Origin of the sequence: Rhodanobacter ginsenosidimutans (genome assembly GCF_042655685.1) — a bacterium.
In the GTDB taxonomy this organism is placed as follows: Bacteria; Pseudomonadota; Gammaproteobacteria; order Xanthomonadales; family Rhodanobacteraceae; genus Rhodanobacter; species Rhodanobacter ginsenosidimutans.
The window spans coordinates 1,450,213-1,466,873 of record NZ_JBHSMM010000001.1 but is presented as its reverse complement, the minus strand read 5'-3'; the positions used below and the strand labels follow the sequence as shown (position 1 = coordinate 1,466,873).

Sequence of the window (16,661 nt, the reverse complement as noted above, 5' to 3'; positions counted from 1 at the left end):
GGACGTCCTGTCCGGCCGTTCGGCCTGGCGCGACATGCCACAGGCATGTCGCTCCGGCCTCACCCCTTCATGCTGTCGATGTCGGCGATATTGATCGTGCTGCGGTTGCGGAACAGCAACACCAGGATCGCCAGGCCGATGGCAGCTTCCGCCGCAGCCACGGTGAGAATGAAAAACACGAACACCTGCCCCGAAACGTCGCCCAGAAACCGCGAGAACGCCACGAAGTTCATGTTGACGGCGAGCAGCATCAGCTCGATCGACATCAACAGCACGATCACGTTCTTGCGGTTGATGAACAGGCCGGCGACGGCGATGCAGAACAGCACCGCGCCCAGCACGATGTAGTGCGCGAGCGAAATCATGGCTGCGGCTCCTGGCTGGCGGTCGGTTCATCCGGACGGACGGCGGCCATCTTCACGATGCGCACGCGGTTGCGCGGATCGACCCTGACCTGCTGGCTCGGCGTCTCGTAGCGGGCGTCGCGACGCTCGCGCAGCGTCAGCGCCACGGCGGCGACCACGCCCACGGTGAGGATCAACGCGGCGATCTCGAACGGCAGCAGGAACGTGGTGTACAGGGCATGGCCCAACCACTCCGTGTTGGACATGCCCGCCGCCACGGCCGGGTTTTCCCCCAGCACATGGGCGTTCATCGCGCGCACGCCGACCAGCCCGAGCATTTCCACCAGCATCACCACCGCCACGATCAGGCCGACGGGCAGAAACTTGACGAAGCCTTCGCGCATTTTTTCCTGGTCGATGTCCAGCATCATCACCACGAACAGGAACAGCACCATCACCGCGCCGACGTAGACCACAATCAACGCCAGCGCCAGGAACTCGGCCTCCAGCAGCAGCCACAGGCAGGCGGCACTGAAGAACGTGAGCACCAGCGCGAGCACGGCATGCACGGTGTTCTTCAGCGAGATCACCGACAGCGCCGCGGCCACGGTGACGAAGCTGAAGGCGTAGAAACAGATGAGTTGCAGCGTTTGGGGATTCATCAAAAGGCCTCAGCGGTACGCCGCGTCTTGCGCGCGATCGGCGGCGATCTGCTGTTCAAAGCGGTCGCCGATGGCAAGCAACTGCTGCTTGCTCACCACGTTCTCGCCGCGGTTCTCGAAGTGGTACTCGTGGATCGAGGTTTCGACGATGGAATCCACCGGGCAGCTTTCCTCGCAGAAACCGCAATAGATGCACTTGAACAGGTCGATGTCATAACGCGTGGTGCGGCGTTGCCCGTCGCTCTCGCGCGGCGCCGAGTCGATGGTGATCGCCAGCGCCGGGCACACCGCCTCGCACAACTTGCAGGCGATGCAGCGCTCCTCGCCGTTCGCGTAGCGACGCAACGCATGCAGGCCGCGGAAGCGGTTCGACTTCGGGATGTGCTCCATCGGGTAGCGCACGGTGTACTTCGGCTTGAACATGTAGCGCATGGTCAGGCCCATGCCCTGGAACAGCTCGATCAGCAGCAGGCTCTTGAAAAAACGGATCATCGTATTCACGGCTTACGCTCCCATCCCGACGGTCACCACGTCGAAATACTTCAGGCATCCGGCCACCATCACCCAGACGATCGCGATCGGGATCAGCACCTTCCAGCCCAGCCGCATGATCTGGTCATAGCGATAACGCGGGAACGTGGCGCGGAACCACAGGAACAGGAAGCTCATCATGAAGGCCTTGATGAACAGCCAGATGAAGCCGCCGTGCCCGATGAAGCCCCACGACGCCGGGAACGGCGACAGCCAGCCGCCCAGGAACAGGATCGAGGCCAGGAAGCTGATCAGGATCATGTTGGCGTATTCGGCCAGGAAGAAGATCGCGAACGCCGACCCGGAATACTCCACGTGGAAACCGGCCACGATCTCCGACTCGCCCTCGGCCATGTCGAATGGCGCGCGGTTGGTCTCGGCCACGCCGGAGATGAAATAGATCACGAACACCGGCAACAGCGGCCACATGAACCACTCGAGGATGCCCTTGCTGCCGGCCTGCGCGTTGACGATCTCGGTCAGGTTGAGGCTGCCTGCCAGCACCAGTACGCAGACCAGGCACAGGCCCATCGCCAACTCGTAGGAAATCACCTGCGCGGCGGAGCGCATCGCACCCAGCAACGCGTAGCGCGAGTTGGATGCCCAGCCGGCGATGATGATGCCGTACACGCCCATCGAGGTCATCGCCAGCAGGTACAGGATGCCGGCGTTCGCGTTGGACAGCACCATCTGGCCACTGAACGGAATGACCGCCCACGCGGCCAGCGCCGGTATCAGCGCGATCAACGGCGCCAGGAAGTACAGGAAGCGATTGGCCTTGGTCGGCAGGATCACTTCCTTGATCAGCAACTTCACCACGTCGGCGAAGGCCTGCAGGATGCCGAACGGGCCGATCTTGTTCGGCCCCAGGCGCACGTGCATCCAGCCGATGACCTTGCGCTCCCAGTACACGAACATGGCGACCGCGATCACCAGCGGCAGCACGATGCACAGGATGTAGATCACCGGCCACAAGACCTGGTTGATGAGTTGATCAGCCATGATGCTCAAGCCTTGCTCAAGGTGATGGTCGCGCCATACGGCGGCAACGTGGCAGTGAGGTCCTGTGCCGCCTCGATCCAGGTGGCCCCATCGGGAACCGCCACATCGATCCGCAACAGCAGCGACGCATCACCGACGCGAACCTGCTCGCCATCGGCAAGACCCAGCCGTGCCGCTTCATTCGCGTTGATCCGGACAGCGGGCGCCCGGTTGAGCGGATGCGCGTTCAGTGCCGTCGCGCGGCGCAACACGGCATCGCTGCGGTAGATGGGCCAGGTGGCGACGCGGGTCAGCCCCGCCGGGGCGCTGGCGCGCGAAGCCATGCCATCGCGCGCAACCACCGCACGATCGGTGATGCCGTTGCGCAGGCCGGCGATATCGTCGAACTCGAAACCAGCCAGCTGCAGCGAGCCGCCAAGCGCACGCAATACCTTCCAGCCCGGTCGCGCCTGCCCCGGTGCCTTGGAGCCGGCGAGCACGCCCTGCGCCAGGCCGTCGACATTGACCAGGGTGGCGTCGATCTCGGGCAGCAAGGCGATCGGCAGGATCACGTCCGCCACTTCGCGCAATGCGTCGCTGGCAAAGGCACTGAACGCCACCACCTGCTCCGCCCCGCGCAACGCCTTCAGCGTGGCGGCACCGTCCGCGAAATCATGCGGCGGCTCCACGCCATACAGCAGATAGCTCTTGCGCGGCTGCGCCAGCATCGCCTGCGCATCCAGCCCCCCATTGCCCGGCACCACGCCGAGGCGTGCCAGGCCCACGGCATTGGCGCCAACCGGCAGTTCGTTGTAGCCCGCGCCGGTGGCGTCGGCGATGAAGCGTGCGATGGCGCGCAACCACGACGCCTGCGGATGGGTTACCGCCGCTTCGCCCAGGATCACCACCGCCGCACCCGACTTCAGTGCCGCCACGGCATCGCTGTCGCCCTGGTCGCTGGTCGCGCCGTTGATCGCGTCGGCCAGCGGTGCGGGTGCCGAAGCGCCCGCGCTCACGGCGGCTTTGGCCAAGGCCAGCAAGGCGCCGACCAGTTCGTGCGGCGCGGCGATCGCCTCACCGGCCAACTGGTAATTGAAGTCGAAATGCACCGGGTTGACCGCATAAACCCGCGCGCCCTTCTTCACGGCCTGGTGCAGGCGGTGATTGAGCAACGGCAATTCGAGGCGCAGGTCGGAACCGACCAGCAAGGCGGCCTTGAGCTGATCCACCTGGGCCACCGGCGTACCAAAGGTGGTGGCCACGGCGTTGTCGGCAAAATCCAGCTGACGCAGGCGGTGATCGACGTGGGCACTGCCCAGTCCGCGCGCCAGACGCATCAGCAGATCGCCCTCTTCGTTCGAGGTGGCCGGATGCACCAGCACGCCGAGTTCGCTGCCGGGCGACTTTTTCAGCGCCTCACCGACAAACGACAGCGCGTCTTCCCAGCTGGTCTCCTGCCACTGCCCGTCGCGCTTCACCTGAGGCGCAATGGCGCGGTCGGCGGCCGTCAGGCCCTGGTGGCTGTAGCGATCGCGATCGGACAGCCAGCATTCGTTGACCGCCTCGTTGTCGCGCGGCACCGTGCGCAGCACTTCGCCGCGGCGCGTATGCAGCCACAGGTTGGAACCCAGTGCATCGTGGTAGCCGATGGACGGCCGGGCAATCAATTCCCACGCACGCGCCTTGAACTGGAACACCTTGTCGGTCAGTGCGCCCACCGGACACAGGTCGATGATGTTGCCGGACAACTCGGTTTCCACCGTCTTGCCGATATAAGTGCCGATCAACAGGTCCTCGGTACGACCCATCCCACCGAGCTCGTACGAACCGGCGATCTCGCTGGTGAAACGCACGCAACGCGTGCAATGGATGCAGCGCGTCATCTCGGTGGCGACCAGCGGCCCGATGTTCTCGTCGGCCACGGTACGCTTGCGCTCGGTGAAGCGCGACACGCTGCGGCCGAAGCCCAGCGCCACGTCCTGCAGTTCGCACTCGCCGCCCTGGTCGCAGACCGGGCAATCGAGCGGATGGTTGATCAACAGGAATTCCATCACGTCGCGCTGGTATTGCAGGGCGAGCTTGGAACGCGTCTGCACCTTCATGCCGTCGGTGACCGGCGTGGCACACGCGGGCAGGCCCTTGGGCACCGGGCGGCCGCCCATTTCCACCTCGACCATGCACATGCGGCAGTTCGCGGCGATCGGCAGCTTGCGGTGATAACAGAAGCGCGGAATCGTGATGCCGACCGTGTCCGCCGCCTCGATGATCATGGCGTTTTTGCGGATCTGGACCGGCTTGCCGTCAATCTCGATGCTTACCAGATCGGGCGCGTTGTTGGTTGGCTGCGCACTCATGCCGTCACTTCCTCGCGAGAATCCACTATCGAGTGACCGTGCTGCACGAAATACTCGAATTCGTTCCAGAAGCGGTTCAGGAAACCCTGCACCGGCCACGCGGCCGCCTCGCCGAACGCACAGATGGTGTGGCCTTCGATCTGGCCGGCGATGGCCTTCAGGCGATGCAGATCCTCTTGCGTCCCCTTGCCTTCGACGATGCGGGTCAGCACGCGATGCATCCAGCCGGTGCCCTCGCGGCACGGCGTGCACTGGCCGCAGGACTCCGCCTTGTAGAAGCGCGAGATGCGATGGCAGACCCTGACCATGCAGGTGGTCTCGTCCATCACGATGACGGCGCCGGAGCCGAGGCCCGAGCCGGCTTTCTGCAGGCAGTCATAATCCATCGTGCTTTCGAGCATGATGTCGGCTGGCAGCACCTTCATCGACGAACCACCCGGAATCACGGCTTTCAGCTGGTGCCCGTTGCGCACACCACCGGCCATTTCCAGCAGGTCTTTGAACGACGTTCCCAGGCGGATTTCATAGTTGCCCGGCCGGTTGACGTGGCCGGACACCGAGAAGATCTTCGGGCCGCCATTGTTCGGCTTGCCCAGGTTGAGGAACCAGTCCGCGCCGTTGCGAATGATAGCCGGCACCGAAGCGTAGGTCTCGGTGTTGTTGATCGTGGTCGGCTTGCCATACAGGCCGAAGTTGGCCGGGAACGGTGGCTTGAAGCGCGGCATGCCCTTCTTGCCTTCCAGCGACTCCATCATTGCGGTCTCTTCGCCGCAGATGTAGGCGCCGGCACCCAGCGCGGCATAAATGTCCACGTCGAGGCCGGTACCCTGCACGTTCTTGCCCAGCAGGCCGGCGGCATACGCCTCGGCCAGCGCGGCCTCGAAGTGCTCGAACGGCTCGTGGTGGAACTCGCCGCGCAGGTAGTTGTAGGCCACCGTGGTGCCGGTGCAGTAGCAGGCAATGGCCAGGCCTTCGATCACCGCATGCGGGTTGTAGCGCAGGATGTCGCGGTCCTTGGCGGTACCCGGCTCGGACTCGTCCGAGTTGCACAGGATGTACTTCTGCATGTCGCCCTTGGGCATGAAGGACCACTTCAGCCCCGTCGGGAAACCCGCGCCGCCACGGCCGCGCAGGCTGCTTTTCTTGATCTCCTCGATCAGCGACGCCGGATCCGGCTTTTCGGCCAGGATCTTGCGCCAGGCCTTGTAGCCATCGACCTGCTCATAGCTGGCCATTGCCCACGGCTTGTCGAAATGCAAGGTGGTGTAGACGACCTGGTGTTCCTGCGGTGCGGCTCCGACGGCCATCAGTGCGCCTCCCCTGCGTGCCCGTGATCCGGGCCATCGACGCTCAACCCGTCGAGGATGGCGTCCAGCTTCTCGATGGTGAGGTGCTCGTGGTAGTGACCGTTGACCGTGGCCGCCGGCGCGTAAACGCAGGCCGCGATGCATTCTTCTTCGTTCTTCAGGTACACGCGTCCGTCCGCGGTGCTTTCGCCCAGCTTGATGCCGAGCTTCTGTTCGCAATGACGCACCAGATCCTCGGCACCATTCAGCCAGCACGAGATGTTGGTGCAGATCGCCACGTTGTTGCGCGCCACCGGTTTGGTTTCCAGCATCGAGTAGAAGCTGGCCACCTCGTAGGCCCAGATCGCCGGCACTTCCAGGTACTTGGCCACCGCCGTGATCAGCTCGTCGGTGAGGAAGCCGTGGTTCTGCTCCTGCGCGCCGAACAACGCCTGGATCAGCGCCGAACGCTTGCGGTCAGGCGGGAACTTGGCCACCCACTTGTCGATGTGGTGACGGGTTTGCTCGGTCAGTACGACCGTCGGATCGACGTGCCTGACCTGCTCGAAATGTCCGGTGGCTTTCATGCGTGAAACTCCGGGAATGGGGAATGGGGAATGGGGAATCGGAAAGATCCGACCCGCAGCACCACCGTCCCTACTCCATTGCAACATTTACGACTCATCAAAATACGAAAGGCGGAGCCGCAGCGATGCGCTCTACCCATTCCCGATTCCCTATTCCCTATTCCCGTGCTCATCGATCCACTTCGCCGAACACGAGGTCGTAGGTTCCGATCATGGCCACCACGTCGGCGAGCATGTGGCCGCGCACGATGGTGTCCATGGAGGAGAGGTGGGCAAAACCCGGTGCACGCAGGTGCACGCGGAACGGCTTGTTGGCGCCGTCGGACACCAGGTAGCAGCCGAACTCGCCCTTGGGTGCCTCGACCGCGCAATAGGTTTCGCCGGCCGGCACGCAATAGCCCTCGGTGAACAGTTTGAAATGATGGATGAGGGCTTCCATGTCCTCCTTCATCTCGACCCGCGACGGCGGTGCGACCTTGAAGTTCTTCACCATTACCGGACCGGGGTTGGCCTTCAGCCACTGCACGCACTGCTGGATGATGCGATTGGACTGGCGCATCTCCTCGACGCGGCACAGATAGCGGTCGTAGCAGTCGCCGTTGACGCCGACCGGGATGTCGAAATCCATCTCGGCATACTTCGCGTACGGCTGCTTCTTGCGCAGATCCCATTCGACACCCGAGCCACGCAGCATCACGCCGGTCATGCCCCATTGCTGGGCCAGCTCCGGGCTGATCACGCCGATGCCGACGGTGCGCTGCTTCCAGATGCGGTTGGTGGTGAGCAGTTCCTCGTACTCGTCGACCTTGGTCGGGAAATCCGCCGTGAAGGCCTCGAGGTAATCCAACATCGAACCTTCGCGCCAGCTGTTGATGCGCTTGAGGTCGTTGCCCTTGTGCCACGGCGACTCGCGGTACTGCGACATCTGCGCCGGCAGGTCACGGTAGACGCCGCCGGGGCGGTAGTACGTGGCGTGCATGCGCGCGCCCGACACGGCCTCATAGACGTCCATCAGCTCCTCGCGTTCGCGGAACGCGTACAGGAACACCGCCATGGCGCCCAGGTCGAGCCCGTTCGAGCCGATCCACATCAGGTGGTTCAGGATGCGGGTGATCTCGTCGAACATGGTGCGGATGTACTGCGCGCGCACCGGCGCCTCGACGCCCAGCAGGGTTTCGATGGCGCGCACGTAGGCGTGCTCGTTGCACATCATCGACACGTAGTCGAGACGATCCATGTAACCGATGGACTGGTTGAACGGCTTGGACTCGGCCAGTTTCTCGGTGCCACGATGCAGCAGGCCGATGTGCGGATCGGCGCGCACGATGGTCTCGCCGTCCATCTCCATCACCAGACGCAGCACGCCGTGGGCGGCCGGATGCTGCGGGCCGAAGTTCATCGTGTAGTTGCGGATTTCCTGCATGCTCAATTCTCCCGCCACTGATCGCCGGCTTCGGCCCGGGCCTGCATCAGGTCGGCGTCGTCACGGATGGTGCGCGGTACCAGCACGCGCGGCTCGATCGATACCGGCTCGTAGATGACCCGCTTCTGTTCGGGGTCGTAGCGCACTTCCACGTTGCCGATCAGCGGAAAATCCTTGCGGAACGGATGGCCCACGAAACCGTAGTCGGTGAGGATGCGGCGCAGGTCCTGGTGGCCATCGAAAATGATGCCGTACAGATCGAACGCCTCGCGCTCGAACCAGTTCACCGACGGCCAGACCAAAGTCAGCGAGGGCAGCAGCGGCATGGTGTCGTCGTCGCAGAACACGCGCAGGCGCAGGCGCCGGTTGTGTTCGATCGAGAGCAACTGGATCACCGAGGCGAAGCGACGCGGATGATCGTTGTCGCGCGGGCGCCCGGCCCAGGTGAAGCGGCCCATCGCCTGGCCTTCCACGCCGCGCGAGAAGCCGGTGCCGGAAACCGATTCGGTGTTCCACTCGGTCTGGCCATAACCGAGGTAATCGATACCACACAGGTCGATCAATTCGCTGAAGCGGAACGCTGGCTCGTCACGCAGCGCGGTGGCCACGGCGATCAGGTCGGCGGCGGCCAGGTCGGCGGTGGTTTCGTTGCGGACGGTGCTGAGGGTGAGCGTGTCGCCGAAGCGGGCGGCGAGTTGGTCGGACAGCGAGGTCGCGGATGTGTCGGTCATATCGGGGCCTACGAACGCGCGATGGTGCTGGTGCGGCGGATTTTCTTCTGCAGTTGCAGGATGCCGTGGATCAGCGCCTCCGCCGTGGGCGGGCAGCCGGGCACGTAGATGTCCACCGGCACGATGCGGTCGCAACCGCGCACCACCGAGTAGGAGTAGTGGTAGTAGCCGCCGCCGTTGGCGCAGCTACCCATCGAGATCACCCATTTCGGATCGGGCATCTGGTCGTAGACCTTGCGCAGCGCCGGGGCCATCTTGTTGACCAGGGTGCCGGCCACGATCATCACGTCGGACTGGCGCGGGCTGGGGCGGAAGATCACGCCGTAACGGTCCAGGTCCAGACGCGCCGCGCCGGCGTGCATCATTTCCACCGCGCAACAGGCCAGGCCAAACGTCATCGGCCACATCGAGCCGGTGCGCGCCCAGTTCATCAAGGCGTCCACGCTGGTGGTGGCAAAACCGCGCTGCACCACCGGGTTGTCACCGGCCGGGCGCAGGATGTCGTCCACCAGGTTCAGCGGCTGCGGGTTGTGCATCACCCCGCTGACGGATTCCATCATTCCCATTCCAGTGCTCCCTTCTTCCACACGTAGGCAAAGCCGATCACCAGCAGCAGCAGGAACAGGCCCATCTCGATCAGCGCGATCAGCCCGATCTGCTTGAACACCACCGCCCACGGAAACAGGAAGGCGATTTCCAGATCGAAGATGATGAACAGGATGGCGAGCAGGTAGTAGCGCACGTCGAAACGCATGCGGGCGTCCTCGAACGCCTCGAAACCGCATTCGTACGGCGCCAGTTTCTCGGCTTCGGGACGACGCGGGCCGGCCAGCAGGCCAACCGCCAGCAGCACCAGCCCGAGGCCGGTGGCAACGCCGATGAACAACAGGACAGGCCAATATTCGGCAAGCACGGTGCAACGTACCTCCGCGCCCTCGGGCGCATCAGTGACCGCGGGGTTCAACCCAGCAACTTACGGTCCGGCGACTTCGATTCGACAGGCCACGTGGGCTCTGGGCTTACCAGCCACGTCGGCGGATGAATCCGCTGGCGCTCGACGTTCCGCGAAGCGAGTTCGCGAATCTCGCCATTGTATCAGCGCGCATGGGGAGAACGACAAGCCTTGACGAAGCCGCAACGGCCTCGAACGTTGGAACGACGGAAGACATGCGACGAAAAGCGCGCAACGTCCGCGGGATTGCCGCCTTTTCACATCGTGTTGGTCGGGCGCTCGGAATTGAGTGTGCCGGCCAGGATGTTCTCGATGCGGCTGCGCGCGGCTTCCGCGTCGCTGGATTCGTTGAAGTGGATACCGATGCCCGCCGCACGATTGCCCTGCGCACCGGCCGGGCTGATCCATACCACCTTGCCCACCACCGACAGGCGCTCGGTTTCCTCGGCCAGGGTAACCAGCAGCACCACTTCGTCGCCCAGCGCATAGACGTGTTCGCTGGGGGCGAACAATCCGCCATGTTTCAGAAAGGGCATGTACGCGTTGTACAGCGATACGGCGTCCTTGATCTTCAACGAGATGATGCCCTGCCGGGCGGCCACGGGTTTCATGTTCGACTCCTGGATGGCGGCTGCACCGCCCGCTCAATGGCCATGATGGTAGATGCTGCCGGGCGATCGCACCACCGCGCGCGATCAGCGCACCGCAGGGGGCTGCACGGCCTGCTGGTTCCGCCGCTCGCCGACCAGTCGCTCCCAGGACGCAGGGGGCTTCCAGTCCGCCACCCAGCCAGGCACCGCCTCGGTGGGCATCGGGCGCGAAATGGAGAAACCCTGCAACTGGTGACAACCCAGCATGGCGAGCAGGTCACCCTGCTCCGGGGTTTCCACCCCCTCCGCGATCACTGTCTTGGCCAGCATGCGGGCGGTGGTGATGACGCCGGCGGCGATCGCCACGTTGCGTTCGTCACTCAGGATGTCGCGCACGAAACTCTGGTCAAGCTTGATGTGCTCGATATCCAGTTTCTGGATGTGGCTGAGCGATGCAGTGCCGGTGCCGAAATCATCCAGACCGACGCGGATGCCGCGGCGACGGCACTCCTCGATGACCACCTTGGCCCGGGCATGGTCCATCGTCGGGCCGGTCTCGGTCACCTCGATGCCGAAGCCGACATCCATCACGCCCGGATAGCTGTCCAGCGCCGTGTCGATGTCGGCGAAAAACGCCGGATGCAACAAGTGCCGCGTGCTGATGTTGATGGAGACGGGAATCGAGACGCCCAGGCGCATCCACGCCTGGCATTGCTTCAGCGCCTCGTCCAGCACATAGCGGCCGATGGGCCGGGCCAGTTGCGGGTCATCCAGCACGTGCATGAAATGCACAGGCTCGATCAGCCCGTCTTCACCATCGCGCAAGCGCAACAGCGCCTCCATCCCGGCCACGCCGTGCAGGCCGGGAAGCCCGTCGATGTACACGATCGGCTGGAACAGCAACTGCAGGCGCGACTGCAGCAGCGCCTGCGCCATCCGTTCGCGCATCGCCTGCAGGCGCACCTGCTCCTCTTCCATCGCCGGCTCGTACAACAGGCCGCGGTCCTTGCCCTCTTCCTTGGCCGCGTACATGGCCATGTCCGCGTGGCGCAGCAGGCCCTCGGCGTCCGAGGTATCCAGCGGATAGAGCGTCCATCCGATGCTGGCCGAAAGATAGAGCTGCTCCCCCAGCAGATCGAAAGGCGCGCGCAGCGCCTGCAGGATGCAACGACTGATCGCGTCCAGCTGCTCCTTGCTGTCCAGGCCCGATATGACAAGCCCGAATTCATCGCCACCGAACCGGGCCAGCACGTCGGCCTCGCGCAGCAAGGCGGCGACACGCGACGAGGCCTCCGCCAGCACGTGGTCGCCGCCGGCATGGCCGACGCTGTCGTTGACGCTCTTGAAGCGATCCAGGTCGAGCACGCCCACCGCGATCAGCGAACACTGCGTGGTTGCCAGCACGCGCCCCTGCTCCAGCCGTTCGAACAGCAGGCGCCGGTTGGGCAGCCCGGTCACCACGTCATGGAAGGCCAGTCGCTCGACCCGCGCCTCGTACATCTTCCGCTCGGTGATTTCGTGCTGATGCCAGATCCGCCCGTTTGGCCGGCCGTGAGTGGTGATCGGGGTGAAGTCGCGCAGAAAGATGCGCCCGCCCTTGACCTGCACCTCGTCGCCCCGCACCGTTTCGCCCCGGGCCACGATCTCCCGGACGCGGGCCCACTCCTGCTCGGGATCGGCGTACGCGGACCACATGCGCTCGTACAGGCTTTCCGCCGGCATGTTCTCCAGCGCGATGGGTGGGTCGGTGATGCCGAACAAGGCGCAGAACGCCTCGTTCGCCAGCACCACGCGATTGTCCTCGGACATCACCAGCACGCCGGTGTACTGGCTGGACAACACCGCCCGGACATACGCCGCACTGAAGGGCAGGTCAGACCTGTGCGGCAGTCTCGCCGGGGGCGAGCCAGAGGATGGCAGGGCCCGGCCCAGTTCCTCGGCGATCTCCGAAAAAACCAACATGCCCACCCCGGCAAGCGCATCGGCCTGATGGGCGCCGATGACGAAAACGCCATCGACAACGTGATCCCGGTGCAGCGGCAAGGCCAGCAACGCACCGATCGGCGCGAGGCTTGCGTCCCACGCATCCGCCACCTCGGCGGGCGCGACATGCGTGTGCCACGCGGGCTTTCCGCTGTCGATGGCCATGCTGGCGACGCTGGCCAGGCGACCGGAGCCGGCAAGGTCGGCGGTGGTATCGGCACCCCATGCCAGCCCGGCCGTTGTGCGCAACCGCAGCGTACCGGACGGCTCGCGCAAGGCGATCAGCGCGACCGGGCAATCATCAAAGCTTGCGGCCAGGCGGCAGACGTCGCCGAACATGGTCGACTCGTCGCGATGGGCATGGATGGCCTTGACCACGTCGCTGAGCAGGCGCAGCGCGCGTCGCTGCCGGGCTTCATCGTCCACCGACCGGGACGACGGACCGTGCTCCGCCATCGCTACCGGCAAACCGGTTGCTGCTGGCATCAGATGCTGGTCCCCGTCGCGCATGCTTGTTGTCCGGCGAATGGACAGCACCGGCAGTCCTGCTTTGCCCGTCGCCCCTTCCTCCCTGAACACCGGTGAGCGGAACGCTGCGGTCGCAAATCCGGGCCCCCAGCGCACCCTGTACCGTCACAAGCTAGCGGGGTGACCCCGGCGTGTAAAGCGTTCGACCCGGGGCTGCGTCACACTTCACACCAGCCCCAATGATCAAATATCCAGGGCGACGGAACCGCCAGCGACAGGCGTGCGAAACGGGGCGAGGCCACCGGCTCGCCATGCCGCGACGACAGCTGATACCCGCCAGCATCGCTGCGCTGAAGCGGAGCCTCGTGCCAACGCCAGGTATGGGCACCGGCGGCGTCGACCAGGCTGAGTCGCAACCACGGGTGCAGCACCGCTGGCGGCCGCCAGGGCAAACCGCCATCCGGCCGGGGAACGACAGAAAACTGCTCCGCCCGCCCGGAAAGACGTTGCACCCGGCCCCCGCTGAGCACCAGTTGGCTGTGATGCGCCGACAGCGCAAACCGCTTTGCCGCCTGCTCCGCGGACGACCCTTCAAGGCGAAGCGTGGGCGCACCGCTCTGTGGGCCATGCACCATGTACGTCAGCAACGCAGGGGCCGACGGCATCTGGGTCAGTGCCAGGCGCGCCAGCACGTGCGCCGACCCATGATCGGGATGACGATCCCCCAGCGCGGGAGCCACCACGATATCCGGGCGGAACGTGGTGATGGTGGTGGTCAACGCGGCAACAGCGGCGCGGTGCGTCGAAAGCAGGCGGGAGGTCACCCCCAGGTCGGGCCAATGCAGTTGCTGCAGTGCCGTGGCCGGGACACCCAGCCGCTGCATCGCCTGCAGCAGCTCGGCACGACGCCGCGCGCCCCAGCGCCGACGTTCCCCGGCGCCGATGTACAGGCGCCGTTCCACCCAGCGTTGCGGCCAGGGATTGTTGTCGCCGTCGGTCAACAGCACGATGCCGACCTCGCCACCGGCGGCGCGCACCTGCTGGATCAGCAAACCGTTGGCGATGGTTTCGTCGTCGGGATGCGGCGCCACGATCAGCAGGCGTGTGCGCGCCGAAAAGTTCGTCAGGGCGTCCGCTGCTGAGGGTTCGGCGGACGGCATTGTCACCGCCACATCGCCAGCAACTCCAGCAGCAGCAGGTCATCGCGCAACGGGCCACGCAAAGCCTGGCGGGTGCGGTTGGCGGCGGCGTACCACTGCGCCAGCATGTCGGCATCCATGGCACTGGACAGTGGCGGGGCCTGTCGATCGGCCCGCGCTTTCATTTCGTCGGCGGATGCCTGCGCGGCAAACCACAGCCGCTGCGCGGGCTCGTCGTCCAGCCAGCGCTTGACGACGTCAGCCGTCTGCCCGCGCCCCGCCGCCAGCGCGGCGAGATCCTTGCGTACTTCGCGACGGCGGTCGAGCGCGCCCTGCGCCGTCCAGTCACGCGCCAGCCCCGGGTTGCCACCGGCCGCCTGCAGCGCGGTGGCCGCATCGGCGACGCCTTCGGCCTGCAGCCAGGCCAGCGCCTGATCGGGCGCAGGCAGATGAAACTCGATGCGCTGGCAACGGCTGCGAATGGTCTGCGGCAATTGCCAGGGCGCGTCGGCCAGCAGCACCAGCATGGTCTGCGCGGCTGGCTCCTCCAGCGTTTTCAGCAAGGCGTTGGCCGCCGCCGCGTTCATTGCATCCGCCGGGTCGATGACGGCAACCTGCCAGCCGCCGAACTGGCTGCTCATCGCCAGCCGTGCCGACAGGTCGCGGATCTGTTCCACCACGATTTCGCTGCGCTGCACGCCATCCTTGCGCAGGCCGTAGGTCAAGCTGACAAGATCCGGATGGCTGCCCGCCGCCAGCAACAGGCAGGCGCGGCAGTGGCCGCATGCGACGCCGGTATTCCCGTCCGGCTGTTCGCACAGCAGCCCATGGATGAAGCGCTGCGCAAACGCGCGCTTGCCCAATCCGGTCGGGCCACACAGCAGCAAGGCGTGAGGCAGCGCGCCACGCGCCCGCCGCGCCTGCAGGCGCGACCAGTGCTCCGCATGCCACGGCGGGGTGCTCATGCGTTGCTCCGGGTCAATTCGGCCACGGCATCGATGGCATCGGCGAGTACCTTCGCTGGCGATTGGGTCGCGTCGATGACCCTGAACCGCGAAGGCTCGGCCGCAGCGCGCTCGCGGTAAGCGGCGCGTACCCGTTCGAAGAAGCCATCCGCCTCGCCCTCGATGCGGTCGGGCGCACTGCGCCCCGTGGCACGGGCACGGCCGGTGGCCACGGGAAGATCCAGCAGCAAGGTCATGTCCGGCGTCACGCCGGCGCAAGCCCACTGCTCCAGCGCGGCGATACGTTGCATGGGCTGGCCGCGGCCGCCTCCCTGGTAGGCGTAGCTGGCGTCGGCGAAACGGTCGCACAGCACCCACTGGCCGGCGGCCAGCGCCGGTTCGATCCGCTCGCGCACCAACTGCGCGCGCGAGGCGAACATCAGCAGCAATTCGGTTTCGGCGGCCAGGCCGTGGTGCCGCGGATCGAGCACGATGGCGCGCACCGCCTCGCCCAGTTCGGTGCCGCCGGGTTCGCGCGTCTGCACCAGGCTGACGCCCTGCTGCCCGATCCAGTCGCGCAGCCCCGCCAACAAGGTGCTTTTACCGGCACCCTCGCCGCCTTCGAGGCTGATGAAGCGGCCGCGTGCTGTCGATGATGGCGCGTTCATGGGCAGCGTTTCCGTTGATAGCAATCGACGTTGCGATTGTGTTCCGCCAGCGTGCTGGAAAACACGTGGCCACCATCGCCGCGCGCCACGAAATAAAGCGCATCGCCGGCCGCCGGGTGCAGTGTCGCCTGCAGGGCCGCCTTGCCCGGCAGCGCGATCGGCGTCGGCGGCAATCCGGGGCGGGTGTAGGTGTTGTAGGGCGTATCGGTGGTGAGGTCGCTGCGGCGGATATTGCCGGCGTAGCGCGCGCCCATGCCGTAGATCACGGTGGGGTCGGTTTGCAGCAGCATGTGATGGCGCAAGCGGCGCACGAACACCCCGGCAATCTGTGCCCGCTCGTCGGGCTTGCCGGTTTCCTTTTCCACGATCGAGGCAAGAATCAGCGCGTCGTAGGGCGTGGCCAGCGGCAGGTCGGGAGCACGCCCGGCCCACAGGCTGGCCAGGGTCTTGACCATCGCCTCATGCGCGCGGCGCAGGATGTCCAGGTCGCTGTCACCTTTGACGTAGGCGTAGGTCTCGGGCAGGAAACGGCCTTCCGGATTCTCGCCCGCCGCACCGATGCGCTGCATGACGGCCGCGTCGTCGAGGCCGCTGCTGTCGTGTTTCAGCTTCTCGGCGCGCGCCAGTGCCTGGCGCAGTTCCTGGAACGTCCAGCCATCGACGATAGTGAGATTGCGCTGCAATACGCGGCCGGCGGCCATGTTGGTCAGCAGCGCGCGCGGGGTGATGCCCGGGGTCAGCGCGTACTCGCCGGCATGCAGCTTGCCCGCTACCCGCATCTGTTCGGCCAGCATCCGCCAGTACAACGGATGGGCACGGGTGACGCCGTGCTGGCGCAGGTCGGCCACGATCGTCTTGAAGCTGCTGCCGCGGGCGATGTCGATATGGTCGCCAGTGGCCGCCACCTGCAGTGGCGTGCGGGCGAAACGGTTGAAATCGTGCCAGCCCCAGGCGGCGGCCGCGATCAGCGCCAGCATCGCGAGCCACATCAGGCCGCGTCCCAGCGCGCGACCGCGTG

17 protein-coding genes are annotated in these 16,661 nt (G+C 65.6%); all 17 read right to left on the bottom strand.

Going from position 1 to position 16,661, the window contains the following annotated elements; genetic code table 11:
- Positions 1–59: 59 nt before the first annotated feature.
- Positions 60–365: an NADH-quinone oxidoreductase subunit NuoK gene (gene nuoK / locus ACFPK0_RS06365; protein ID WP_007081808.1), complete on the bottom strand. Its 306-nt coding sequence runs from the start codon at positions 363–365 to the stop codon at positions 60–62.
- Entirely contained in the window at positions 362–1,006 is a 645-nt protein-coding gene (locus ACFPK0_RS06360; RefSeq protein ID WP_056080209.1) for an NADH-quinone oxidoreductase subunit J, read from the bottom strand. The genes nuoK and ACFPK0_RS06360 overlap by 4 nt, the downstream gene beginning before the upstream one ends.
- A gap of 9 nt (positions 1,007–1,015) precedes the next feature.
- Positions 1,016–1,498 (bottom strand): NADH-quinone oxidoreductase subunit NuoI, encoded by a 483-nt coding sequence (gene nuoI / locus ACFPK0_RS06355; protein ID WP_377340285.1) that lies wholly within the window; start codon positions 1,496–1,498, stop codon positions 1,016–1,018.
- 12 nt (positions 1,499–1,510) lie between these two features.
- Positions 1,511–2,539 carry an NADH-quinone oxidoreductase subunit NuoH gene (gene nuoH / locus ACFPK0_RS06350; RefSeq protein ID WP_056081034.1) on the bottom strand — a complete coding sequence of 343 codons (1,029 nt, stop codon included), beginning with the start codon at positions 2,537–2,539 and terminating at the stop codon, positions 1,511–1,513.
- A gap of 5 nt (positions 2,540–2,544) precedes the next feature.
- A complete protein-coding gene (gene nuoG / locus ACFPK0_RS06345; protein WP_377339170.1) occupies positions 2,545–4,872 on the bottom strand; it encodes an NADH-quinone oxidoreductase subunit NuoG in 2,328 nt (775 codons plus the stop codon).
- The gene (gene nuoF / locus ACFPK0_RS06340) at positions 4,869–6,179 is read right to left on the bottom strand and encodes an NADH-quinone oxidoreductase subunit NuoF (protein ID WP_056080223.1); all 1,311 of its coding nucleotides are present in this window, start codon (positions 6,177–6,179) and stop codon (positions 4,869–4,871) included. The genes nuoG and nuoF overlap by 4 nt, the downstream gene beginning before the upstream one ends.
- Positions 6,179–6,745 carry an NADH-quinone oxidoreductase subunit NuoE gene (gene nuoE / locus ACFPK0_RS06335; protein WP_377339168.1) on the bottom strand — a complete coding sequence of 189 codons (567 nt, stop codon included), beginning with the start codon at positions 6,743–6,745 and terminating at the stop codon, positions 6,179–6,181. Before nuoE ends, nuoF begins: the two co-directional genes overlap by 1 nt.
- 169 nt (positions 6,746–6,914) lie before the next feature.
- The gene (locus ACFPK0_RS06330; protein ID WP_056080235.1) at positions 6,915–8,168 is read right to left on the bottom strand and encodes an NADH-quinone oxidoreductase subunit D; all 1,254 of its coding nucleotides are present in this window, start codon (positions 8,166–8,168) and stop codon (positions 6,915–6,917) included.
- A 2-nt stretch (positions 8,169–8,170) separates the two neighbouring features.
- On the bottom strand, positions 8,171–8,899 hold the full coding sequence (locus tag ACFPK0_RS06325; protein WP_377339165.1) for an NADH-quinone oxidoreductase subunit C: 729 nt from the start codon (positions 8,897–8,899) through the stop codon (positions 8,171–8,173).
- An 8-nt stretch (positions 8,900–8,907) separates the two neighbouring features.
- On the bottom strand, positions 8,908–9,465 hold the full coding sequence (locus tag ACFPK0_RS06320; protein ID WP_056080241.1) for a NuoB/complex I 20 kDa subunit family protein: 558 nt from the start codon (positions 9,463–9,465) through the stop codon (positions 8,908–8,910).
- The gene (locus ACFPK0_RS06315) at positions 9,456–9,812 is read right to left on the bottom strand and encodes an NADH-quinone oxidoreductase subunit A (RefSeq protein ID WP_007081798.1); all 357 of its coding nucleotides are present in this window, start codon (positions 9,810–9,812) and stop codon (positions 9,456–9,458) included. Before ACFPK0_RS06315 ends, ACFPK0_RS06320 begins: the two co-directional genes overlap by 10 nt.
- A 296-nt stretch (positions 9,813–10,108) precedes the next feature.
- Complete coding sequence (locus ACFPK0_RS06310) at positions 10,109–10,462, bottom strand: PilZ domain-containing protein (protein ID WP_007081797.1); 354 nt, start codon at positions 10,460–10,462, stop codon at positions 10,109–10,111.
- A gap of 84 nt (positions 10,463–10,546) precedes the next feature.
- Positions 10,547–12,934: a putative bifunctional diguanylate cyclase/phosphodiesterase gene (locus ACFPK0_RS06305; protein WP_377339161.1), complete on the bottom strand. Its 2,388-nt coding sequence runs from the start codon at positions 12,932–12,934 to the stop codon at positions 10,547–10,549.
- 176 nt (positions 12,935–13,110) lie between these two features.
- A complete protein-coding gene (locus tag ACFPK0_RS06300; RefSeq protein WP_377340283.1) occupies positions 13,111–14,052 on the bottom strand; it encodes a PIG-L deacetylase family protein in 942 nt (313 codons plus the stop codon).
- Between the two features lie 2 nt (positions 14,053–14,054).
- Positions 14,055–14,996 (bottom strand): DNA polymerase III subunit delta', encoded by a 942-nt coding sequence (gene holB / locus ACFPK0_RS06295; RefSeq protein ID WP_377339158.1) that lies wholly within the window; start codon positions 14,994–14,996, stop codon positions 14,055–14,057.
- Positions 14,993–15,643, bottom strand: coding sequence for a dTMP kinase (tmk, locus tag ACFPK0_RS06290; protein WP_377339156.1), 651 nt, complete (start codon positions 15,641–15,643; stop codon positions 14,993–14,995). Before tmk ends, holB begins: the two co-directional genes overlap by 4 nt.
- Entirely contained in the window at positions 15,640–16,632 is a 993-nt protein-coding gene (gene mltG, locus ACFPK0_RS06285) for an endolytic transglycosylase MltG (protein WP_377340281.1), read from the bottom strand. Before mltG ends, tmk begins: the two co-directional genes overlap by 4 nt.
- Positions 16,633–16,661 lie beyond the last annotated feature (29 nt).

Excerpts from the sequence above, each read along its gene's own strand:
- nuoK (WP_007081808.1), bottom strand. The coding sequence starts at position 365 with ATGATTTCGCTCGCGCACTACATCGTGCTGGGCGCGGTGCTGTTCTGC.
- ACFPK0_RS06360 (WP_056080209.1), bottom strand. The coding sequence starts at position 1,006 with ATGAATCCCCAAACGCTGCAACTCATCTGTTTCTACGCCTTCAGCTTC.
- nuoI (WP_377340285.1), bottom strand. The coding sequence starts at position 1,498 with ATGATCCGTTTTTTCAAGAGCCTGCTGCTGATCGAGCTGTTCCAGGGC.
- nuoH (WP_056081034.1), bottom strand. The coding sequence starts at position 2,539 with ATGGCTGATCAACTCATCAACCAGGTCTTGTGGCCGGTGATCTACATC.
- nuoG (WP_377339170.1), bottom strand. The coding sequence starts at position 4,872 with ATGAGTGCGCAGCCAACCAACAACGCGCCCGATCTGGTAAGCATCGAG.
- nuoF (WP_056080223.1), bottom strand. The coding sequence starts at position 6,179 with ATGGCCGTCGGAGCCGCACCGCAGGAACACCAGGTCGTCTACACCACC.
- nuoE (WP_377339168.1), bottom strand. The coding sequence starts at position 6,745 with ATGAAAGCCACCGGACATTTCGAGCAGGTCAGGCACGTCGATCCGACG.
- ACFPK0_RS06330 (WP_056080235.1), bottom strand. The coding sequence starts at position 8,168 with ATGCAGGAAATCCGCAACTACACGATGAACTTCGGCCCGCAGCATCCG.
- ACFPK0_RS06325 (WP_377339165.1), bottom strand. The coding sequence starts at position 8,899 with ATGACCGACACATCCGCGACCTCGCTGTCCGACCAACTCGCCGCCCGC.
- ACFPK0_RS06320 (WP_056080241.1), bottom strand. The coding sequence starts at position 9,465 with ATGGGAATGATGGAATCCGTCAGCGGGGTGATGCACAACCCGCAGCCG.
- ACFPK0_RS06310 (WP_007081797.1), bottom strand. The coding sequence starts at position 10,462 with ATGAAACCCGTGGCCGCCCGGCAGGGCATCATCTCGTTGAAGATCAAG.
- ACFPK0_RS06305 (WP_377339161.1), bottom strand. The coding sequence starts at position 12,934 with ATGCGCGACGGGGACCAGCATCTGATGCCAGCAGCAACCGGTTTGCCG.
- ACFPK0_RS06300 (WP_377340283.1), bottom strand. The coding sequence starts at position 14,052 with ATGCCGTCCGCCGAACCCTCAGCAGCGGACGCCCTGACGAACTTTTCG.
- holB (WP_377339158.1), bottom strand. The coding sequence starts at position 14,996 with ATGAGCACCCCGCCGTGGCATGCGGAGCACTGGTCGCGCCTGCAGGCG.
- tmk (WP_377339156.1), bottom strand. The coding sequence starts at position 15,643 with ATGAACGCGCCATCATCGACAGCACGCGGCCGCTTCATCAGCCTCGAA.
- mltG (WP_377340281.1), bottom strand. The coding sequence starts at position 16,632 with ATGTGGCTCGCGATGCTGGCGCTGATCGCGGCCGCCGCCTGGGGCTGG.